The 20376-nt window shown below is 59.0% G+C and carries 20 protein-coding genes; 10 read left to right on the top strand and 10 right to left on the bottom strand.

Translation table 11 applies throughout. From position 1 onward, the window contains the following. Nucleotides 1–29: 29 nt before the first annotated feature. Nucleotides 30–1445, bottom strand: a complete 1416-nt coding sequence (gene creD, locus HUO14_RS04295; RefSeq protein WP_246255227.1) for a cell envelope integrity protein CreD — start codon at nucleotides 1443–1445, stop codon at nucleotides 30–32. A 127-nt stretch (nucleotides 1446–1572) separates the two neighbouring features. On the opposite strand from creD, the gene HUO14_RS04290 reads away from it, so the two are divergent. Further along, on the top strand, nucleotides 1573–2721 hold the full coding sequence (locus HUO14_RS04290; protein ID WP_176278608.1) for an alpha-hydroxy acid oxidase: 1149 nt from the start codon (nucleotides 1573–1575) through the stop codon (nucleotides 2719–2721). Nucleotides 2722–2743: 22 nt separating this feature from the next. Next, nucleotides 2744–3235 (top strand): hypothetical protein, encoded by a 492-nt coding sequence (locus tag HUO14_RS04285; protein ID WP_246255225.1) that lies wholly within the window; start codon nucleotides 2744–2746, stop codon nucleotides 3233–3235. A 15-nt stretch (nucleotides 3236–3250) separates the two neighbouring features. Here the strand turns inward: HUO14_RS04285 and HUO14_RS04280 are convergent, their stop codons facing one another. Continuing rightward, entirely contained in the window at nucleotides 3251–3871 is a 621-nt protein-coding gene (locus HUO14_RS04280) for a LysE family translocator (RefSeq protein WP_176278607.1), read from the bottom strand. A gap of 132 nt (nucleotides 3872–4003) precedes the next feature. Between HUO14_RS04280 and HUO14_RS04275 the strand changes: the two genes are divergently transcribed. After that, nucleotides 4004–4294: a GIY-YIG nuclease family protein gene (locus tag HUO14_RS04275; protein ID WP_176278606.1), complete on the top strand. Its 291-nt coding sequence runs from the start codon at nucleotides 4004–4006 to the stop codon at nucleotides 4292–4294. A 660-nt stretch (nucleotides 4295–4954) separates the two neighbouring features. On the opposite strand, the gene sdhA is transcribed toward HUO14_RS04275, so the two are convergent. From sdhA to sdhC, 3 genes are read right to left on the bottom strand one after another with little or no spacing between them, the layout of a single operon-like run. Further along, nucleotides 4955–6772: a succinate dehydrogenase flavoprotein subunit gene (sdhA, locus tag HUO14_RS04270; protein ID WP_176278605.1), complete on the bottom strand. Its 1818-nt coding sequence runs from the start codon at nucleotides 6770–6772 to the stop codon at nucleotides 4955–4957. Next, nucleotides 6772–7161: a succinate dehydrogenase, hydrophobic membrane anchor protein gene (gene sdhD, locus HUO14_RS04265; protein ID WP_176278604.1), complete on the bottom strand. Its 390-nt coding sequence runs from the start codon at nucleotides 7159–7161 to the stop codon at nucleotides 6772–6774. The genes sdhA and sdhD overlap by 1 nt, the downstream gene beginning before the upstream one ends. 15 nt (nucleotides 7162–7176) lie before the next feature. Further along, nucleotides 7177–7590 (bottom strand): succinate dehydrogenase, cytochrome b556 subunit, encoded by a 414-nt coding sequence (sdhC, locus tag HUO14_RS04260; RefSeq protein WP_176278603.1) that lies wholly within the window; start codon nucleotides 7588–7590, stop codon nucleotides 7177–7179. A 201-nt stretch (nucleotides 7591–7791) separates the two neighbouring features. Here sdhC and HUO14_RS04255 point away from each other — a divergent pair, with 201 nt between their 5' ends. Together HUO14_RS04255 and HUO14_RS04250 are read left to right on the top strand one after the other, a co-directional pair. Beyond that, nucleotides 7792–8505, top strand: a complete 714-nt coding sequence (locus HUO14_RS04255) for an SDR family NAD(P)-dependent oxidoreductase (RefSeq protein ID WP_176278602.1) — start codon at nucleotides 7792–7794, stop codon at nucleotides 8503–8505. Further along, the gene (locus HUO14_RS04250) at nucleotides 8502–9182 is read left to right on the top strand and encodes a spermine/spermidine synthase domain-containing protein (RefSeq protein ID WP_176278601.1); all 681 of its coding nucleotides are present in this window, start codon (nucleotides 8502–8504) and stop codon (nucleotides 9180–9182) included. Before HUO14_RS04255 ends, HUO14_RS04250 begins: the two co-directional genes overlap by 4 nt. A 15-nt stretch (nucleotides 9183–9197) precedes the next feature. Here HUO14_RS04250 and HUO14_RS04245 read toward each other — a convergent pair whose 3' ends face one another. Together HUO14_RS04245 and HUO14_RS04240 are read right to left on the bottom strand one after the other, a co-directional pair. After that, on the bottom strand, nucleotides 9198–10490 hold the full coding sequence (locus tag HUO14_RS04245; protein WP_246255303.1) for an MgtC/SapB family protein: 1293 nt from the start codon (nucleotides 10488–10490) through the stop codon (nucleotides 9198–9200). A gap of 128 nt (nucleotides 10491–10618) precedes the next feature. Then, entirely contained in the window at nucleotides 10619–12253 is a 1635-nt protein-coding gene (locus HUO14_RS04240) for a M28 family metallopeptidase (protein ID WP_176278779.1), read from the bottom strand. A 160-nt stretch (nucleotides 12254–12413) separates the two neighbouring features. Here HUO14_RS04240 and HUO14_RS04235 point away from each other — a divergent pair, with 160 nt between their 5' ends. Together HUO14_RS04235 and HUO14_RS04230 are read left to right on the top strand one after the other, a co-directional pair. Then, nucleotides 12414–14294 (top strand): ABC-F family ATP-binding cassette domain-containing protein, encoded by a 1881-nt coding sequence (locus tag HUO14_RS04235; RefSeq protein ID WP_176278599.1) that lies wholly within the window; start codon nucleotides 12414–12416, stop codon nucleotides 14292–14294. Between the two features lie 12 nt (nucleotides 14295–14306). Continuing rightward, complete coding sequence (locus tag HUO14_RS04230) at nucleotides 14307–15290, top strand: 50S ribosomal protein L11 methyltransferase (protein ID WP_176278598.1); 984 nt, start codon at nucleotides 14307–14309, stop codon at nucleotides 15288–15290. Between the two features lie 600 nt (nucleotides 15291–15890). Here HUO14_RS04230 and phhA read toward each other — a convergent pair. Further along, complete coding sequence (gene phhA / locus HUO14_RS04225) at nucleotides 15891–16787, bottom strand: phenylalanine 4-monooxygenase (RefSeq protein WP_176278597.1); 897 nt, start codon at nucleotides 16785–16787, stop codon at nucleotides 15891–15893. A gap of 29 nt (nucleotides 16788–16816) precedes the next feature. Between phhA and HUO14_RS04220 the strand changes: the two genes are divergently transcribed. Continuing rightward, entirely contained in the window at nucleotides 16817–17503 is a 687-nt protein-coding gene (locus HUO14_RS04220; protein ID WP_176278596.1) for a TIGR02117 family protein, read from the top strand. A 176-nt stretch (nucleotides 17504–17679) separates the two neighbouring features. Here the strand turns inward: HUO14_RS04220 and HUO14_RS04215 are convergent, their stop codons facing one another. Next, on the bottom strand, nucleotides 17680–18345 hold the full coding sequence (locus HUO14_RS04215) for a Crp/Fnr family transcriptional regulator (RefSeq protein ID WP_176278595.1): 666 nt from the start codon (nucleotides 18343–18345) through the stop codon (nucleotides 17680–17682). 90 nt (nucleotides 18346–18435) lie between these two features. Here HUO14_RS04215 and HUO14_RS04210 point away from each other — a divergent pair, with 90 nt between their 5' ends. Further along, nucleotides 18436–19290, top strand: coding sequence for a sterol desaturase family protein (locus HUO14_RS04210; protein ID WP_176278594.1), 855 nt, complete (start codon nucleotides 18436–18438; stop codon nucleotides 19288–19290). 95 nt (nucleotides 19291–19385) lie between these two features. Here HUO14_RS04210 and HUO14_RS04205 read toward each other — a convergent pair whose 3' ends face one another. Further along, a complete protein-coding gene (locus HUO14_RS04205; protein WP_176278593.1) occupies nucleotides 19386–19847 on the bottom strand; it encodes a hypothetical protein in 462 nt (153 codons plus the stop codon). 117 nt (nucleotides 19848–19964) lie between these two features. Between HUO14_RS04205 and HUO14_RS04200 the strand changes: the two genes are divergently transcribed. Further along, nucleotides 19965–20363, top strand: a complete 399-nt coding sequence (locus tag HUO14_RS04200) for a hypothetical protein (RefSeq protein WP_176278592.1) — start codon at nucleotides 19965–19967, stop codon at nucleotides 20361–20363. The last annotated feature ends 13 nt before the right edge of the window (nucleotides 20364–20376 follow it).

Here is a 20376-nt window from a genome sequence, read left to right as displayed (position 1 = left end):
TCCGGCGCTGCGCCGGAGCCCGCATTCCTTTAAGCCCTGGGTCGGCTGATCGTGGCGGACCAGTCAAGCCGGCGGGTAACGAACATCACCCCGGCCAGTGCCACGAATATCAGCAACGATCCGATCAGCAGCGAATAAGCCTCGAGGCTGAGCAGGATATAGATCGCGCCATAGAGACCGGCGAGCAACCCGCCGATGATCGAGGCGCGTCGCCAACTCGACAATACTGATGCCGAATAGGCCGTGATCAGCCCGATCGTCGCCACCGATGCTGCGATATAGGCCAGGGCAAAACCGATGATCTCGGCAAAGGCCAGCAGCAGCACGAAGAACAACACCAGCGCAACGCCGACCAATATATATTGCACCGAGGAAATCCGGACCCCGCCGATCAGGTCAAACAGCAGGAACGCGACAAAGGTGAAACCGATGATCAGGAAGCCATATTTGGCCGCGCGATCAACCTGCCCGTAAAGATCAACCGGCTGGATCAGATCCACCGTCGCGCTTGCAGCGGAAGCATTGCCATATTCCGACCCGCTATAAGACATGTCTTTCGCGCGCATCGGCTGAACCTGCTGGCCTGCATCCGTCGCGATCAGCGACGTGCCAAGAGCCAGATTGGTGATCACATATTTCGCCTCAAAACCATCGGCATTGATCGTCCTGCTTTCGGGAAGAAAACTTCCGGCAAAACTGGGATGCGGCCATTTGGACTGCACGGTCCATTCGGTCTGACCGGCGTTGGGTGCGATTGTAAGACTTTGATTGCCTTTGAAACGTACATCGAATGTCGCCTCAACCATACCGCTTTCCAGCGCGCTGCCGTCGACAAAGGCGAAAAAGCCGCTGTTCCCGGTAGCACCCAGTCCCTTGCCCGGCTGCAGTTCGAGTGCCTCGCCGTTGACGGTCACCTTATTGTCGCCCGCCAGGCCGCGGGCGTCCGAAAGTCCAAAGCGCAATTCAGCGCGACTGAAATCAATCTGGTCGCGGGTCACGCCGTAACGATCCAGGTCGTCCGGAAGCTTGAACACCGCAGATCCGGTAATTGCCGTATCATAGACAATGACCTCGTAAATCGCGCGCTTTTTGGTTTCGGTGTTCAGCCTGCTGTCCAGTTTCACCAGTTCCGGCGCGACGAACAGTTCGCGCGTCACAATATTGGTCCGGGTCACGGTCTTGCCATTCTGCTCGACGGATTCAGTGGTCTTCGCCTGATAGGGCAGCACGATCTGGGGGCCGGCAAAGACCTGCTGGCCGCCCCATCCCGAAACGATCGACTGCTGCGCCGTCTCGCTCTGGCTCTGGCGATCATAGTTGAGCAACCAGACGGTGAACAGGGGGATGGTGATCAGAAATCCCATCAGTACCACCATCAGGAATTTTCTGCCGGGCGATCGCTCCGGCTTGACCGGATCATATCGGTCCTCAACAACTGTCATCATCTTGTCTCCCTCTCCAATCGCAACAAAGGTTGATTGCGATAATCCCCGCTTCCACTAGACTGCCCGCCAAACCAACGCATATGCTGCGACGAGCAGAGGCGCACGAGCGCCGAATCGAAAGGCCGTTATGAATATTTTGGATTGCCACAATGTGAACGACTTCCGTGCGCTCGCCCGGAAACGCCTGCCTTTTCCGATATTTGACTATATTGACGGCGCGGCAGACGACGAAGTGACGCGGCGGCGGAACACCGAAGCCTATGAGCGCTGCGATCTGGTGCCCAATGTCCTTACCGGCGTCGAGAATATCGACATGAGCACCACGGTAATGGGACAGAAGCTGGCGATGCCGCTCTTCCTGTCCCCCACTGCCCTGCAGCGCCTGTTCCACTGGCAGGGCGAACGGGCCGTCGCCCGGGCCGCCGATAAGTTCGGCACTTTTTTCGGTATCTCTTCTCTGGCCACCGTCAGCATCGAGGAAATCGGCTCCAGCATCAGCACGCCAAAGATGTTTCAGCTCTACGTGCACAAGGACAAGAGCCTGAACCGGTCAATGGTCGAGCGCTGCAAGGCGGCGAAATTCGACGCGCTGACCCTGACCGTCGATACGATCGTCGGCGGCAATCGCGAGCGTTGCCTGCGCTCCGGCTTCACCAGCCCGCCCCGGATCACCCCGACCAGCTTCTGGAGCTACGCCGCCAAACCGGCCTGGGGCCTGAACTACATGTTCCGCGACAAGTTCGAACTGTCGAACCTCAAGGATCATGTCTCGGAAGGCACCAGCGTACCCAATTCCGTCGCCGACTATTTCACCAACATGCTCGACCAGTCGCTCGACTGGAAGATGGCCGAGGAAATCGGCAAGGACTGGGGTGGTGAATTCTGCCTGAAAGGGATCATGTCGGTCGCCGATGCGAAACGGGCAGTCGATATCGGCGCAACCGCTATCATGGTCTCCAATCATGGCGGACGGCAACTGGACGGCAGCCGCGCACCGTTCGACCAGCTGGCCGAGATCTGCGATGCGGTCGGGGACAAGCTGGATGTGATTTGCGATGGCGGCATCACCCGCGGCAGTCATGTGCTCAAGGCGCTGAGCGTCGGCGCCAAGGCCTGCTCGGGCGGGCGCCTCTATCTTTACGCTCTCGCCGCCGCCGGACAGGAAGGTGTTGAACGGATATTGTCTTTGCTGCAAAATGAAATTGAACGCGACATGAAACTAATGGGCGTCACGGCGGTTGATCAGTTGAACCGCGACAATCTGCGATATCGCTGACCGGCGCGCCCAGGGGATTGATATGACATATATGAAATATTGGACAGGCATTATGTTGGCTGCCGGCGGGCTGGCGACAGCCGCTCTTGCGCAAGAAGGCGCCAGACAGGACTCAACGCTGGAACAGGCGGGCAACAAGGTCACCGAGCCATTTGATGGCAAGGAAGTCCCGCAGAAATTGTTGGATATTCAGGATGATCCCTATTCGCTGAGCGGCCTACGCCGTTGTGCCGCGATCATTGCCGAGGTCCGCGAACTCAATGCCGTGCTTGGTCCCGATGTGAATGAGGAAGTCGACAAGAGCCTCGCGAAGAAACGGGAAGAAACCGCGGCGCGCGTTGCTGGCAGCGCCGTCGGATCGATCATCCCCTTTGGCGGACTTATCGGCGAAGTGACCGGCGCCAATGCCGAACGCCGCCGCTATAACAAGGCAGTCTATGCGGGAACGGTCAGACGCGGATTCCTGAAAGGCGTCGGCCTGCAGAAAGGATGCAAGGCACCGGCGCGTCCCTGAAACCGTCGGCAAAACTCACCGGAAACTATCAACAAGAAACCATAGCGCAATGGCGGCAAGCATCACCGCAAAGCCCCGTCGCACCAGTCGTGCATAAGGCCCGGTGGTGAGCCAGCCATGGGCGCGACCTGCCAGCAATACGATGGCAATATGGATCAGCGTGGCGACCGCGACATAGGCTACGGACAATTGCAGGGTCTGCATCGCGACCGATCCGTTTGCGACAACATGGACCGGCAGGACCGCGACAAAAAATACCGCGGCCTTCGGATTGAGCAGATTGATAACAAGCCCGCGCCGGAAATGCTTCGCAGCCGTACCATTTTTATGGATCGCCGACGGTGAGACTTCCCGCTCGTCAACCCAGGCCTCCCACGCCAGCCAGAACAGGAACCCCGCCCCGGCATAACGCAGCAGCTCGAATATCAACGGCGAAGCATGGGCCAGCTGCGCCAGTCCCAGCGCCGAGGCCGCCGCCACAATCGCCAGCCCCAAGGCAATCCCCGCCGTCGCCGCAAAACCCGCGCGCCGCCCTTCCCCGGCACTAAGCAAGGCCAGCCAGCCCATGTTCGGACCGGGAGTCAGTTCGACCAGCAGGACGACAAGCAGGAAGGAAGGGAGCATCGGCGCGAGCATGACGTTGCTTCTATCGGGATTGGCAAGTGCCGGAAAGGGATTGAAAGCTTTTGGAACAAATATTTAACAGTTCCAGCCCATCATGCTAGCTCAGGCTGGCATCCAAACCAATCTCACTTTACCCCCAGACTGGTGAAACGTGCGTATGTCTACATCATGACCAACAGACCCTTCGGTACGCTGTACATTGGCATGACCACCAGTCTTCCGGCGCGCATATTCCAGCACAAGAACGGGACTGGTTCGGATTACTGTCGGAAAAATGGCCTAGATCAGCTTGTCTATATCGAAGAATATTCTTCTCCTTACGAAGCCATCACTCGCGAGAAGGCGATGAAAGCGTGGAAGCGGCGCTGGAAAACCGATCTGATAATCAAGGCCAATCCCGAATGGCGCGATTTGTGGGATGACCTGAATGCGTAATCTCTCGCTCATGTTCCTTAACCGTCATGCCAGCGAAGGCTGGCACCCAAACCAATGGTGCAATGAGGAAACAGCCGTCCCTCATTCAAAACCGGTTTAGGCCCCGGCCTGCGCTGGGGCGACAGAGAGAAAACATCGAGGCAAACCCGTCGTGCCAGCGAAGGCTGGCATCCAACCCAATGGTGCGGTGAGGAAACAGTCGTCCCTCATTCAAGACCGGGTTAGGCCCCAGCCTGCGCTGGGGCGACAGAGCGGTAACATGGAGGTCAGCTCGTCGTGCCAGCGAAGGCTGGCACCCAATCCAATGGTGCGGTGAGGAAACAGTCGTCCCCCATTCAAAACCGGTTTGGGCCCCAGCCTGCGCTGGGGCGACATAGAGGAAACATCGAGGCAAGCTCGTCATGCCAGCGAAGGCTGGCATCCAAACCAATGGTGCAATGAGGAAACAGCCGTCCCTCATTCAAAACCGGGTTAGGCCCCAGCCTGCGCTGGGGCGACCAAGTGGAAAACATCGAGGCAAGCTCGTCAGGCCAGCGAAGGCTGGCACCCAAACCAATGGTGCGGTGAGGAAACAGCCGTCCCCCATTCACATCTGGTTTAGGCCCCAGCCTCCGCTGGGGCGACGGTTAACGGTGGAGACACTTCAAACGTCGCCGGAACCTAATAAACCCGCTTCTTCGGCTTCACATAGGTCGCTTCGTCGGTCAGCGTATAATCATGCACGGGGCGATAGCTGATTTCGCTCTTGCCGCCCTTGCCGCCCCAGCCTTCGAAGGTGATGACAGTGTGCTTCATCCATTCCGTGTCATTCCGGTCTTCATAATCCTCGTGCATGTGCGCGCCGCGGCTTTCCTTACGGTTGGCGGCAGCCTTGATCGTCACCATCGCCTGGCTCATCAGATTGTCGAGCTCGAGCGTCTCGACCAGATCGGTGTTCCAGATCAGCGAGCGGTCGGACACGCCGACATCGGCGAGCTTGGCATTGACCTTGTCCATCGCCGCGACGCCCTCTTCGAGCAGCTTGTTGTCGCGGAATACGGCGGCGTGCGCCTGCATCGTCTTCTGCATTTCGAGGCGCAGGTCGGCGGTCGGGATAGAACCCTTGGCGTTGCGGAAATGGTCAAGCCGCTGCAGTGCCAGATCGGCGCTGTCCTTCGGCAGCGGCTTGTGCGACGCGTTCGGCACCAGCTTTTCCTTGAGCCGCAGACCGGTCGCGCGGCCAAAGACCACCAGATCGATCAGCGAGTTGGAGCCGAGACGGTTTGCGCCGTGGACGGAAACACAGGCCGCTTCGCCAACCGAATAGAGACCCGGGACAATCGCGTCCGGATCATCCTTGGTCGGATTGATCACTTCGCCATGATAGTTACAGGGTATGCCGCCCATGTTGTAATGGACCGTCGGCACCACCGGCAAAGCTTCGCGGGTCAGGTCGACGCCGGCGAAAATCTTGCCGGTTTCGGTGATACCCGGCAGCCGTTCGGCCAGCACTTCCGGCGCGATATGGTCGAGATGGAGATAGATATGATCCTTCTCCGGTCCGACGCCACGGCCTTCGCGGATTTCGGTCGCCATGCAGCGCGAAACCACGTCGCGGCTGGCCAGATCCTTGGCGCTCGGCGCATAGCGTTCCATGAACCGCTCGCCTTCGCTGTTGGTCAGATAGCCGCCCTCGCCGCGCGCGCCTTCGGTGATCAGCACGCCCGCGCCGTAAATACCGGTCGGGTGGAACTGGACAAATTCCATGTCCTGCAGGGGCAGACCCGCGCGCAGCACCATGCCGCCGCCGTCACCGGTGCAGGTATGGGCGGATGTGGCGCTGAAATAGCAGCGGCCGGAACCGCCGGTGGCCAGCACCACGGCGTGGCTGCGGAAGCGATGGATCGAACCGTCCTCGAGGCACAGGGCGATCACGCCCCGGCACTCGCCGTCTTCCATGATCAGGTCGATGGCGAAATATTCGATGAAGAAATCCGCGTCATATTTCAGGCTCTGCTGATAAAGCGCGTGCAGCATCGCGTGGCCGGTCCGGTCGGCAGCGGCGCAGGTGCGCTGTACCGGAGGTCCCTCGCCCATATTCTGCATATGGCCACCAAACGGACGCTGGTAGATGGTGCCGTCCTCGTTGCGCGAGAATGGCACGCCGGCATGCTCCAGCTCGTAAACCGCCTGCGGTGCTTCGCGCACCAGATATTCGATCGCGTCCTGGTCACCGAGCCAGTCGGAGCCTTTGACCGTGTCATACATATGCCACTGCCAGTGGTCGGGTGTGTTATTGCCCAGCGAAGCGGCGATACCGCCCTGCGCCGCGACCGTGTGCGAGCGGGTCGGGAATACCTTGGTGATGCAGGCTGTTTTCAGGCCCGATTCCGCAGACCCCATGGTGGCGCGCAGGCCGGAGCCTCCGGCACCGACAACCACGGTGTCATAGGTATGATCGATGATCTTGTAAGCAGACTGGGTGGATGTGTCGTTCATTATGCTACCACTCCGGTAAAGGCTATTTTCGCGACCGAGAAAATTCCCAGAGCCGCGCCGCCAATGGCGAAAAAGTTGAGCAGGAGAATCAGGCCGAACCTGACGCCGTGGTCGGGAACATAATCCTCGATCAACACCTGCAACCCGATCCGCAGATGCCAGAAGATGCTGACCAGCATCAGCATCATCGGGACCGCAACCAGCGGCGATGACAGCCATTCGATCATCAGCTCATGTTCAAAATTCGGCAAACGGATAAGAGAGAAGACCAGCCACAGCACCAGCAACAGATTGCCCACCGCGGTGACCCGCTGCATCACCCAGTGATGCGCGCCTTCTTGCGCCGATCCGAGACCGCGTACCCGGCCGATATTGGTTCCTGAACCCATGTTCCGATTCCTGTTCTATAAAATATTCTTGGAAGCGATGTAGAGCCACATCGCGCCAGTGGTGATGATCGCGGCCAGAGGCACGGCGATCGACCACATCTTGTTGGTCTGCAATTCATAGCCCGCGCCGGCATCCAGCACGAAGTGGCGCAATCCGCTATACATATGCTCGAAAAAGGCAAAGCTCATGCCGACCAGAACAATATAACCCAGATAGCCCCAGTTGAACCAGCTGAGGAAATATTCGTAGCTCTCCGGACCGGCGGAAATGGCGTAAAGCCACCATACCAGCAAGGGTACGCCGACCAAAGCCATGCCGTCGCCGGTTGCCCGATGGAGAATGGAGACCAGCATATGCGGCCCCCATTTATAAACCTGCAGATGCGGTGAAAGTGGTCTGTTTGATTCTGAGCCTGATGCGCCGGCCATGGTATTCCCCTGAACAATCTCTCCGGGTCATGCCGGAGTCTTTGAAATCAAACCAAGGCTTTAGCGAAAAGCGCGTATCATGCAAACCTGATGCTGGCTTATTTGGCACTTTTTTCGTTGCGCTATGTCAAGCCGGAGGCCAGATCACGAAATCTGCATCTCCCATGGACGCGGGCGCATTGTCGTTCTAGTCCGTCGACGATGAGCAAGACAAACACACATATATTGGTAACCGGTGCCAGCCGCGGCATTGGCAAGGCTATCGTCGACTCGCTCGATCCGGACAGGGTCACGGTCGTTGGCCAGAGCACCACGGGCGGCGATGGCCGGATTGCCGCCGATTTCTCCGAAGATGGCGCAGCGTCGCATCTCTGGCAGCAAGCGCTCGACCGGCTGGACGGCCGCATCGATGTGCTGATAAACAACGCAGGCCTGTTCGAACCCAATCCGGTCACAAGCGATGACTGGCTCGAAAGCTGGAACCGCACCATGACCATCAACCTGACGGCTTCGGCGGAACTGTGCCGCCTTGCGGTTCTCCATTACCAGCAGCGAGAAACCCCGGGCCGGATCATCAATATCGCCAGCCGCGCCGCCTATCGCGGCGACAGTCCCGACCATTGGCATTATGCCGCGTCGAAGGCTGGCATGGTCGCGATGACCAAGACCATCGCCCGAGCCTATGCCAAGGACGAGATACTGGCCTTCGCAATTTGCCCCGGCTTCACCATGACCGGCATGGCGGAAGAATATCTGGAAAGCCGCGGCGGTGACAAATTGCTCGCCGACATCCCGCTCGGCCGGGTCGCCCAGCCGGAAGAAATTGCCGAAATCGCGCGATGGTGCGCATTGGATGCTCCGCCCAGCATGACCGGTGCGGTGCTCGACGCCAATGGCGCGAGCTTTGTAAGATGATCCAGCGCGAACTACTCGACACGGCGGCCATTCCGGGCGGCGGCGAACTCCGCCTGTTCCGCCGCGAACTAAAAGGTGCCGACGAATATTCGATCATGCTCGGTCGGATCGAACTGATGAACAGCCGGCTCAGCGGATCGGAAGAAGCGCTGGCCACCCTCGCCTGCAATCGCCTCGGGGTGAAAAACCCACGGATATTGATCGGCGGCTACGGCATGGGCTTTACCTTGCGCGCCGCTTTGTCGGTCCTGCCGCCGCAGGCGCATGTCGAAGTGGTCGAACTGATCCCCGCCATCGTCAAATGGGCGCGCGGGCCGATGGCCGACCTGTCTCAGAAATGTCTCGACGACAGCCGCGTGACCATCACGAACGGTGATGTCTGCGATGTCATCAGCAAGGCAGACCGGGAATATGATGCCATATTGCTGGATGTCGACAACGGCCCCGATGGCCTCACCCACGAAGCCAATGACCGGCTCTACAGCATCGCCGGCCTCGCCAGCGCCAAGAAGGCACTGCGCTCCAACGGTATATTGGCAATCTGGTCGAGCGAAGGCGATAGCAGATTCACCGCGCGCCTTCACAAGTCCGGCTTTGCAGTCGATGTGAATAGCGTCCCCGCCCGCAGCAATGGCAAAGGCGCCAAACATACGATCTGGCTGGCGTCGAACCGCTAGCCGAAATGCCAGCCCTCAAAAGTGGATATCTAATGCCACAAAACTTACCAGACCGGCGATCGCCAGAACAATGCTGCTCGCAACCAGCGCGGCTACCGCCGACCGTCCGTTCTTCCAGCCAGCGGTAAAACCGGCCACACCGGCCTTGAACAGCATATTGGCCAATACCGTCATCGCCAGCACGAAGCCGGCAAGATTGGATAATATCGTCTCGGGCGGCAGCGCCCCGAGCGTTATGATTGCGGCATCAACATCGAACGACCCCATGATCAGAACCAGATAGGCAATCCCGCTGGTCCCGAATTCAGCCTCCGCCCAGCGCGCGGCCAGCGACATTGCCGCAACCGTCAGCGCAAAGAAGAAAGCCGGCAGCAACCGCACGGGATTGCGCGTCTCGACGCTCTTGTCAGTTTTCGCAGCCCCGCTACGGCGCAGCTGCAACAACCCGATGACAGCGGCCACCAGCGCAGCCGGTGTCAGGATCATCGCCAGCGGCACAAAGGCAAAACGCGCGAGTATGAAGGTCAGCAGCAACACCCGGACATACATCACCGCCGAAGCCAGAGCGATACCCGCCGACAAAGTGCGCCTATTGCTGTCTTCACCGCGCAATCTCTGGGCCAGCGATGCGGTGACCGCGGTGGAACTATAGGCGCCACCGATAACCGCGGTCACGACTGTCCCGTGGGACTCGCCAAACAGCCGGTTGGCGACATAACCGGCAAAGGAAAGGCCGGTAACCAATATGACGACGAACCATAATTGTTGGAGATTGAACGCATCATATGGCCCGAAATCACGGTTCGGGAGAAATGGCAAAACTGCGAGCGCGATCAAGGCAAAGCGGATCATCACATTGATATCGGTCGATCCGAGCTTACCCAGAAATCCATGGAGTTCCGACCGCATCGACAGCAGTCCTGTCGTAATCGCCGCTCCGGCCATGGCCAGCGCCGGATAACCGCTGCCCGCCAGAAGCCCGAGGCAGAGCGTCAGAAGCGAGACCACAAAATTGGTGATGCTGCGGCCGTCCGGTTCGTGGATCGTCTTGGCGTGACTGAAGCCCAACATGATCACTATGCCGGCAAGCAGGATCGCTGCCATTATCAGATTGAGGCTTTGCGCAATCAGCGCGACCAGACCGCCCAGGCCGGCAATCAGGCCAAAAGTCCGAATGCCGGCGACCCGGGCGCCCTTGCGCTCGCCCCGCATCGTCCATCCGCGCTCGACACCGATCAGCAACCCGGTCGCCAACGCAATTGCAAGGTCGCGGTAGATCAACCACTCGCCAGAGAAATCTGTCAGCATTGCCAATATAATGTCCCGTCGTGGATATCGGTTTCGGCAAAGCTCATGTGTCGTTCGTTAGGTTAGTGACAGCAATCGCCTATACGTAATGTCCCATAATCTGCCCCGGAACGGAGCAAGATACCCGCCTATCGCCGCGCTTCTGCGCTCGCATCGCGCAACTCCTTGAACTCGGATCCGGCTTTCCATTCGGGCCAGTCGTCTGAATAAGCAAGGCTGTTGCCGATGTCGAACATCACATCGATATCCTGCACCGCGCCGGTCAGATCCCAGTCCGGCGACCAGGCATCGCAGGCCGCATGATAGCATTTTCCGGTATAGTCATCGATCCACTTCTGGCCCGCTTTCCTGCCGCCCTCGACCAGATCGGATGCGCCAGCAAGGCTCATCATCAGGAGGACCGGCACGCCGCGCTTTGCCAAGGAGAAATGATCCGCACGAAAAAACAATCCGCGTTCGGGCAGGCTCTCTTCGGTAACCACGCGTCCCTGCAATTTTGCAAATTTGGCCAGATCGTCTTCCAGCGTCCCTTGCCCCTTGCCCACCAGGATAACGTCCTTGGCCTTGCCCGCTGTTTGCAGGACATCGATTGCCAGATTGGCAACGGTAGTTTCAACCGGATAGATCGGATTCTGGGCATAGACTTCGGACCCCAGCAAACCACGCTCTTCGGCGGTCCATGCCGCGATCACGATGGTACGGTCGGGCTGCGGCATGGACTTGAACTTGCGGGCAATCTCCATGATGCCGGCCATGCCCAATGCATCGTCATTGGCTCCGGCCCGATATATTTTCCCGTCCTCGTCCGGTGGCCCTTCGCCATAAGCATCCCAATGGGCGCCATATATGATCGTTTCGTCAGGCCGCGTTCTGCCGGCGATCTTGCCGAATACATTCTGGCTTTTCACGATTTCCTGTTTCACTGGATAAGACGCCGCCAATGTCGCGCCGAGCGGCACCGGACTGAAATCCTTTCTGCGCGCCGCAACCCGCAATTTTGCCAGATCCAGCCCCGCATCTTCGAACAGGCGATCGGCGGCATCACCGCTTATCCATCCCTGCAATGCCAGACTCGTCATCTGGCCATCCGGCTTGACCGTGCCGTAATTTTCGCCTTGCGGACTTTCGACCACGCTCCAGCCATAGCCCGCCGCTTCGGTTTCGTGAACGATCAGCGCAGCTACCGCACCACGCCGCGATGCTTCTTCGAACTTGTAGGTCCACCGGCCGTAATAGGTCATCGCCCGGCCACCAAATTTGCCAGCCACCGGCTCGTTCGCCGCAGCGGCAAAATCGGGGTCATTGACCAGAAAGACAGCGACTTTTCCTGTCAGATCGACATTTTTATAATCGTCCCAGCCGCGTTCCGGCGCGGTTACGCCATAGCCGACGAACACCATTTCAGCGTCGGCAACAACCGCCTGATCCTTCGGCTGCAGCGTTGACACATAGATATCCTTGCCCGCCTGCAACTCTTTGGTCGAACCATCATTTGATATCGCCAATGTCTCAGGCTTGCCCAACGTCGTGTGCAACAGCGGCACCGGCTGTGTCCACGACCCGTCGACACCGCCGGGCTCGAGCCCCAAAGCCTCGAACCGTCCGATCAGATATCCGATTGTCCTTTCTTCGCCCGCTGTACCCGGAGCGCGCCCTTCAAACTGGTCCAGCGTCATGGTCCTGACCGTCCGGGCAATTTCCTCCGCGCTTATCTCGATCGGCTGGTCCGAAGACTGGGCCTGGACCGGAGATAAAATCAACATGGCGGTAGCGGAAAATAATGCAGCTTTGCGGCCTGGGGACAATGAAAAACTCCTGAAAAATCGCTAAGGTGGCCAATATTAGCTTATCAGCCTGCTTTTGCACGTGAAGTTTTTTACGCTATCTTTTGCACTAACGCGCTTGCTCCGCTAACGGCTGCCGATGCTTAATTTCAGTAATATAACCGTGCGCCTCGGCGGCACCGTGATCCTTGATGGCGCGACCGCTGCGCTACCCCCTGGCGCGCGCGTCGGGATGATCGGCCGCAATGGCGCCGGCAAATCGACCCTGATGAAGGTGATCGCCGGCATGCTGGAGCCCGATGACGGCAGCGTCGACATGCCCAAGGACGCCCGGATGGGCTATATTGCGCAGGAAGCGCCAGCCGGACAGGACAGTCCTCTGGACACCGTACTCGCCGCCGATGTCGAGCGCGCGTCGCTGCTGGCCGAAGCCGAAACCGCGAGCGACCCGCACCGGATTGGCGAAATTCACGAACGGCTGAACATGATCGAGGCACATAGCGCTCCGGCGCGCGCGGCGAAGATCCTGATCGGCCTTGGCTTCGACGAAGCCGCGCAACAGCAGCCGATGGACAGTTTTTCCGGCGGCTGGCGGATGCGCGTCGCGCTCGCCGCGCTGCTATTCTCGCAGCCCGAAATGCTGCTGCTCGACGAGCCGTCCAACCACCTCGACCTCGAAGCGACCTTGTGGCTGGAAAATTTCCTGACCAGCTATCAGGCAACCATTCTGGTGATCAGCCACGAGCGCGACCTGCTCAACAATGTCGTCGACCACATTCTCCATCTGCAACACGGTACCACCACCCTCTATCCCGGCGGCTATGACGCGTTCGAGAAGCAGCGGGCCGAGCGACAGGCGCAGCAGGCTTCGGCGCGCGAAAAGCAGATCGCCCAGCGCGAGAAGCTGGAATCCTACGTATCCCGCTGGGGTGCTAAGGCGCATAGCGCCAAACAGGCGCAGAGCCGGGTCAAGGCCCTCGCCCGCATGGAGCCCATAGCCGCCGCGATTGACGATCCCTCGCTAACTTTCCATTTCCCCAGCCCGGCGGAACTGAAGCCGCCGCTGATCACGCTCGACGACGCTGCCGTCGGCTATGGCGACAATATCATCCTGTCCGGCCTCAACATGCGGCTGGATCCCGATGACCGCACCGCTTTGCTCGGTCGCAACGGGAACGGGAAGACCACCCTTGCCCGGCTACTCGCCAGCCAGCTCGAACCCAAGAAAGGCGCGATCAATAAATCGGCCAAGCTGACCGTCGGCTATTTTACCCAATATCAGGTCGAGGAACTGGATACAAACGACACGCCGCTGGAACATATGACGCGGCTGATGAAGGGCGCCAAACCGGGCGCTGTGCGCGCGCAACTGGGGCGTTTCGGCTTTTCCGGCGACAAGGCGACAATCCTGGTCGGCAAGCTTTCCGGCGGCGAACGCGCCCGCCTCGCGCTGGCGATGATCACCCGCGATGCACCGCATCTGCTGATCCTCGATGAGCCAACGAACCATCTCGACGTCGACGCCCGCGAAGCGCTGGTCCACGCGCTCAATGAATATAGCGGCGCCGTCATCCTCGTCAGCCATGACCGCCATATGCTCGAACTGACCGCCGATCGCCTGATGATGGTCGACAGCGGCAAGGCAGAGGAATTTGCCGGCTCGCTCAAGGACTATACCGACTTCGTCCTCGGCAAGAACCAGCCCGGATCCGCCTCGGGCAAGGCCAGCGGCGGCAACCGCAAGGAAGAACGCCGCGCCGCCGCCGAACGGCGCAAACAGCAGGGCGAATTGCGCAAGACCGTTGCTGCTTCAGAAAAGCAGATGAAACTGCTCGGCGAGGAAGTCTCCGCCATTGACCGCGCGATGTTCGATCCGGCCTCCGCCGAACCGAAACACGCCAGCCTGTCGATGACCGAGCTGATGAAGCTGCGCGCCGAAACCCAGGACAAGCTCGACGCAGCCGAAGCCAGATGGATGGAAGCCAGCGACCAGCTCGAACAGGATAATGGCAATGGCTGATCGGGCGCTGCTTTGACCACGACCTGGAAAGTCTCGCTCCCCTGCACCCGCGCCGAAGCGGACCTGCTCGCGGAGGACCAGCTGTTCATTGCGGGCAGTGATTCCACCCCGACGATCGTCGCCAGCGAGAGCGATAGCAAGCGCCCCGATGAGTGGATGATCGACGTTTATTGCCAGGTCGAGCCGGACGCCGCGCTGATCGGCAATCTCCTCAAATTGTCGCCGTCCGCCGAGGCAGCCGCTTTCCAGCCGCTAGTCGAGATGCTCGATGACGAGGACTGGGTTACGCTGAGCCAGCAAGGCCTCGAGCCGCTGCGCGCAGGCCGTTTCCACGTTCATACGTCGAGCGATCAGCCGTCTGACGATCCCCGGCTGACCAATCTCTGCATCGACGCCGGACAGGCCTTTGGCACCGGCCATCATGAAACGACGATGGGATGCCTGCACAGCCTCGACCGGCTCAAGCGCACCAGCCACCGCTTCCGCAACATCGCCGATGTCGGCACCGGCACCGGCCTGCTCGCTTTTGCCGCGCACCATCTCTGGCCCGACGCAAAGATCATCGCCAGCGATATCGACCCGATCGCGGTCGCGATAACCGAAGAAAATTGCGAGCTCAACGCGATCGTGCCGGGCAATGGCCGCGGCCAGATCCGCATCCTGCAAAGCAACGGCCTGGATCACCCTGCCCTCGAACAACGCGCGCCCTATGATCTGATCATCGCCAACATCCTCGCCGGTCCCCTGGTCGCCCTCGCCCCGCAAATCGCTGCAGCCGCCAGCGCTGGAACCGTGCTCATTCTAGCCGGCCTGCTCGCCCGTCAGAAAACCGAAGTCGTCCGCGCCTATCTTTCCCAGGGTTTCCGCCTGAGACAGACAAGACTGGAGAATGAATGGCCCTGCCTGACTCTGGTCAAGGCCAGGAAATATGGCCACGCCCGCACGCCGATGCGCAAGAAATCCCCGCTGGCACCGGATTATTTCGGGGAGATTTAGGACTCTCCTGCGAAAGGCAAGGCGAGACACGTGACCCGCGACGCGGTCCATCTACCAGATTTGCGGTCGGAGGTGGTTCGGGTATAGTTCACCGATAGCCGGATTATTTTGAACCAGAAAAACGCCTCCCAGCTCCCGTCATGCCAGCGAAGGCTGGCATCCAAACCAATGGCGGCCAGAGTGGAACACTCTCCCTCAGTCACAATCGGGCTGGGCCCCAGCCTGCGCTGGGGTGACAGAGATAAAAATGATCATGCCCCCGGCTGCCGTCCAGCAAAGGCAGGAAATCTGCGGCTCCAGGGCAAAGGTCACAGAAAATAAAACCGGCCCTTGCTGTAAAGTTTCGGCGTGACGCGATATGGTTAGCGCTCGCACGAAGACACGAAGCCACAAAGGTTGGAACTATGCGCGTGACCGCTCTGCATTTTGGCACCGCTTAGCGTCTTCGTGGCTTTGTGTGAGTCCTAATGGCGTAGGAGGCGCTAACCGGCGCAACAATCCCAAACCTGTTCCCCTGCGAATGCAGGGGGCCATCCAGGACCAGTCCGTCTAAACATCATTCCGGGAGTTGGATACCTGCCTGCGCAGGTACACACACAATCAAACAACCACAGCTTCACCCGATTGCGACCGCGCATAGTCCTGCGTTCCCTCGGTCAACACCACATCGCCCTCCACAATCTCGGCAATCTTGATGTCCGGCAGGCTGGCGATCCGATCATAAACCGGCTTGAAGTCCGTTTCCACCGTCACTCGCAGCAATTCATCCAGGCTGGGAATGACGAAATAATTCTGCTGATAATCGTCGATCCGATATTCGGTGCGCAGCACCCGTTCGAGGTCGAACATGATCCGGTTGGGGCTGGGATCATCAAGCGCAAACACGCTCTCGCCATAGCTGGAAACAATGCCCGCGCCATAGATGCGCAGACCTTCCGCTTCCTGGATCAGACCGAATTCCACGGTATACCAGTAAAGCCGGGCGAGCTGCTTGAGCGTGCCATATTCCAGCGCCCGCAATCCCCCGCGTCCGTAAGCGGCCATATAGTCCCCGAACCGCTGGTCGGCGAGCATCGGCACATGGCCGAAGACATCGTGGAAAATATCAGGTTCCTGCAGATAGTCGAGCTGGTCGCGCCGCCGGATGAAATTGCCCGAGACAAAACGCCGGTTGGCGAGATGGTCGAAAAAAACGTCATCGGGTACCAGTCCGGGAACCGCGACAACCTCCCATCCCGTGGCATCCATCAAGATCCGGTTGAGCTCCTCGAAATCGGGAATGCCGGGCCGCGACAGATTCAATATATCGATGCCGTCGAGAAATGCCTGCGCCGCCCGGCCCGGCAGCATCTTCTGCTGCCGCGCGAACAATATGTCCCAGGTTTCATGGTCTTCCGCCGAATAGCTCTGCCAGTCCTGATCGATCGTCCAGTCGGCATTTGCGTGCGGTGGCGGCTTGTCATAGACATGGGTTTCGGTTTCGGGGGTGCTTAGCATGACCGCATCTTACAGCAAAAAAGGTTTCCATGGCAACTAGCTCGCTCAAATGGCTGAAACGGACGGTCGTTGCGCTGGGCGTGGTCGTCGCCCTCTATCTGCTGGCGGCGCTGGGCGGCAGCCTGCTGCCCGCCAACCAGGACTGGCAAAGCCCCGATGATGGTGTCGAATTATTCATCGAAACCAATGGCTTGCACACCGGAATCATCATGCCCTTGTGGAGCGATGTTCACGACTGGACCAATCTGGTCCGCCCCGAACATCTTTCCGACCCGTCTTATTATGGCAGCCACATTCTGGTCGGCTGGGGCCATGAGGGCGTCTATCGCCACACCCGCGAATGGACCGACCTGCGGCCCGGCGACGCCCTGAGCGCGGTTGTCGGCAGCAGCGACGTGCTTATCCACGTCTATCACCTGAGATATCCACAGGCTTATCCCTATTATCGCCGGCCCCTGACGGTCAGCGCAGCCGAATATCGCAAGATCGCGACCGCCATCGAGGAGCAATTCGCGCTCGACGACCAGCATCGCCCTCAGCCAACGCCCGGCTATGGCAAGGATGACCTGTTCTACGAAGCCCATGGCTATTACAGCGCCTTCAACAGCTGCAACAACTGGACCAGCGACATCCTTCAGCAGGCCGGCATCCGAACCGGACGCTGGACCCCGTTCCAGGGCGGCGTGATGCGCTGGTTTCCTGAAGACATGGATTGAAGGTGCAGCGCCGCCCCCGTTGAACGACCGCCATCGCCACAAACGGTCCTTCGACAAGCTCAGGACGAACGGGTGGGGCGAGACGTTGCGATGGGTGGTACGACGGAGGCCGTTCGTGGTGAGCCTGTCGAACCACGGCTCGCGTCTGATCGACACTGCGGAATGAAAGGCAGGCCCTAGCGTCCACCCATATCCTGCAAGCCCGCCCGGTCCCTGATCATCACCCAAGCATAGCCCGGCTCTATCATCCCCGCCTGTTCCAGTTTCGCCACGGCCTTGCCCAGTGATACCCGCGACACGCCGACCAGATCGGCCAGCTCCTGCTGAGTGACGCTGATCCGCGCGCCGTCCTCCTGGTCGCCGCACAGCTGCAACAGCGCCAGCGCCAGCCTTTGCGGCACCGACAGGCTGCGGCTATATTCGATCAGATTGAACGACTCCTGCACGGTCAGCGCCATCGTCTTGAGCAGCAGCCCGATCACCGCCGGATCGGAGTCCATCAGGCTCTGCAGCTCGCTCTGCCCGATCCGGATCAGCCGGCAATCACTGCCGGCAATCGCATCCACCGTCCGCGGAAATTCGCCCATGAAGGCCAGTTCACCAAAGGTATCGCCCGCGCCAATCAGCGCAAACAAAGTCAACCGGCCATCAATGCCATAGCGCCCGACCTGCACCGATCCCGTTTCGATGAACCAGAATTCCTTTGCCTCGTCGCCGCGCTGCTGGATGATCTGGCCCTTTGCAAATTTCCGCACCTGCCCCCGCGCGAGGAAATCGCTGCGGATCGCCTCGGGAAGCGCTTTCACAAAACCGGTTCCGGCGATTGGAGCGGGCGCGTTCATCGGCAATATCGTAAATGATAAGTAGTTTGCATTTCTGGACAACTACATCGGCTAATGAAAATCCGCAAGCAATCCTCTGGGAGAGACATTATGCGACCCGAACTTCTGGCGATTACCGGAATTTTCATCATCTTCGGACTTCTGGAATTTTTCCGCACCCGTCTGTTCAGCAAACCGGAACAGACCCGCGACGATGCGATGGTCGAGATAATCGGGTCGTTCGTGCTGCTGGTCATCACCCAGCCCGGCATCATTCTCGCCGCCCAGTTCATCCTCGGCAATGTAGCGCCACAATGGCAAGGCGCGCTGGCCGGCATTCCGCTGATCGCCGCCATTGCCCTGTTTCTGGTGTTTGACGACATGATGCAATATTTCTGGCACCGGCTGTCGCACAGCGTACCCTTCCTCTACAATCTCCACCGCTCGCACCATAATGCGCGCTACATGAGCGTCCGTCTCGTATACCGGAACAATATCTTCTATTATCTGACCATGCCGAGTATCTGGTTCTCCGGCGCGCTGATCTATCTCGGCCTCGGCTGGGTCTATGTCGGCTATATCATCGTCAAGATGGCGGTAATCGTCGGCGCGCACAGCGATGTCGCCTGGGACGCAAAGCTCTACCGGATCAAATGGCTGTCGCCGCTGATGTGGGTCGTGGAACGCACCATCTCGACCCCGGCCACCCACCACGCCCATCACGGCCGCCACAAAAGCGACGGCGTCACCCATTACAAGGGCAATTTCGGAAACCTGCTGTTCTTCTGGGACGTGCTGTTCGGCACCGCCCATATCACGCGCCGCTATCCCGATAGCTATGGCGTGGAAAATCTTGCACCAGCGACTTTGGGTCAGCAACTCGCCTGGCCGATCTTTCCGGAAAACAAGGAAGACGGCCATGGGGTGAAGGAACTGGCGGCGATCGAAGCGGCGGCCAGAACATAAACACTTGAAGAATGACGGTCGCCGCCGTCGCATAACCGCGATCCATCTAATTTGACTCAACTGGCATTTTACTGTATTTTTCAAATATGCGGTATTTAATTAAATCCCGATATATTAAACTGACGATGCTTTTTACAGCATCTGTTGTTGCAACGACAAGCCCTGCAAAAGCCACGCAGGAAGCGCCACGATCCGCGTCTCAGGACGAGGAAATTGTGGTCACCGGTCAGAAAAAGAAACTCGCCGAATTTCAGAATTTGATAGCCAATCATTTCCGGGTTTCCGGAGGTGGCAGGAACAACGGGCAATATGCCCGTTTCGCGCAAGCCGTTTGTCCTTCCGTGGCCGGTCTGGCCGAACGGCAAAGCAAGGCTATAGAAGAGCGGATCCGCCAGGTCGCCGAATTGGCTGAAATAGAGGTCGCAAAAGAAAATTGCAGACCCAATATTTTCGTGGCGATCGTGGAAGATGGCGGTTCTGAGATCAAGCTGTTGCGGAGCAAGAAAGCCCGCTTGTTCGGATCGCTGACAGGCCGTGAAAAAGACCGGATCGAGCAAAGTGGCGGACCTGTTTATAGCTGGAAGGCAACCCAGACACTCGGTAGCGATTCCCGGCATAGCGCTAATGCTGGCAGTTTTGCCTTCCAGGCTGGCTCAAACGGGCCCGGAGGAGGAGTGGCGCTCGGCGGATCATCGGTCAATGGCCAAACGACGCAGGTTAAGTCCAAAATTTCACGATCGACGGTCGAAGGGATTGGTTATTCCTATCTGTTGATTGATAGCAAGGCTCTGGACGGCATATCCGCTGCACAGCTGGCTGACTATGCTGCCATGGTTACGCTGATCGATATCGATGTGGGGAACGATACACAGGTGCCAAACGGCTCCATTTTATCGCTATTCTCGGAAACCGAAGACAAATCGCTGAACCCCGCCTCACTGAGCGGCGGAGATTTGTTGCTTCTCCGGGGCCTGTACAAGGTGCCGGCCAATGTAAAAGCATCGCTGCAACGTTCCGCGATGATCCACACGATGAGCGAAGGATTGAAAAACGCCGAACGCGTCGATCGATGACTTGCTGTGACTA

This window comes from Parasphingorhabdus flavimaris (genome assembly GCF_013371215.1).
Lineage (GTDB): Bacteria > Pseudomonadota > Alphaproteobacteria > Sphingomonadales > Sphingomonadaceae > Parasphingorhabdus > Parasphingorhabdus flavimaris.
The sequence above is the reverse complement of the archived record's forward strand: the minus strand, read 5'-3'. Positions and strand labels throughout refer to the sequence as shown.